This is a genomic window from Moorena sp. SIO3I6 (genome assembly GCF_010672095.1).
Window position 1 is genome coordinate 1 of the sequence record NZ_JAAHHU010001640.1, and the last position, 1108, is coordinate 1108.

The window sequence follows — 1108 nt, forward strand, 5'->3', positions numbered from 1 at the left end:
TCCCTAGGAGAATCGCGTCGCGTCTCCCGATGGAGTATCCCGTAGTTTATGTCTGGTGGGCCGTGGAGCACACAGATTAGACCTCTTGCAAAAGTAGTGTCGCTAAATATTTTATTTACAACAAAGTTCGTAATTATAGATTGCAGCAATCAAATTAAAGCGTAAACCGAATTTTTTTCTTCTGTTACGATATCGCTCTGACAAAATCCTAACTATTTTTAGATGTCGGTAGACATGTTCAATTATAATTCTTTGTGAAGCTAACTTCCGATTCTCTTCTTTTTGGAGAGGTGACAATTTACTCTTGGGAGGTTTTTTATGAGGAGTCTGGCTCAGTTGATGGATTTTTACAATTCCTTGATATCCTTTATCTGCCAGACATTTAGTTGTTAATGATAGATGATTTTTCCTATTCGTAAAACTTATTAAAATCGTGCTCTTTTCCTTTACCGTAAGCAATACAGATAATCTATTTACTGTTTTTATCCACGATTACTTGAGATTTTAAGGTGTGCTTTTTTTTCTTACCACTGTAGGAATTTTTCGGTTTTTTTTAGGGCGTTCTCTGGGAGTTTCCGTTACATCAATAACCGCTATATCGATTTGGTTACCTGACTTCAATAATTGTTTTTTTCCCGGAATCCTAAATTCGAAGGACTTAATTAAACTATTTTCGATAGAGGCGAATTATTCGGTATACTGTTGATTCATTGAGTCCCCAATGCTGACCGATATGAAAGTAAGTTCTGTACTCTCGTAAGTATTCTAGTGTCATCAATACTTGATTTTCTAGACTTAATTTAGAGGGTCTCCCGGTTTTTGTCTTCTGTTGTTCATTTTTTTCTACTAATTTCACCATCTGAGCAAAAGTCTCTTTCTTAACCCCACAAAGGCGTTTGAACTCCTGGTTAGTTAGATGTTTAACTTTTTGATAGGTCATTTTTTGTGATAATACTGATATATTTATATCTTTTTTATTGGACTTTTGCAAGAGGTCTACTGTGGCGATTTCATCATCATCAAGGTAAGTAAATAAACCCTGACTAACGACTAAACGAGCGCTGTTTGGTAGGGAACCATAAGTAAACGCGGTGGGATTTTGGTCGTC

Annotated in this window: 1 pseudogene; it reads right to left on the reverse strand. The window is 36.1% G+C overall.

The features are described 5' to 3' along the window. Window positions 1-111 precede the first annotated feature (111 nt). Window positions 112-940 (reverse strand): annotated as a pseudogene (locus tag F6K49_RS51925) (IS5 family transposase). Window positions 941-1108: the final 168 nt, after the last annotated feature.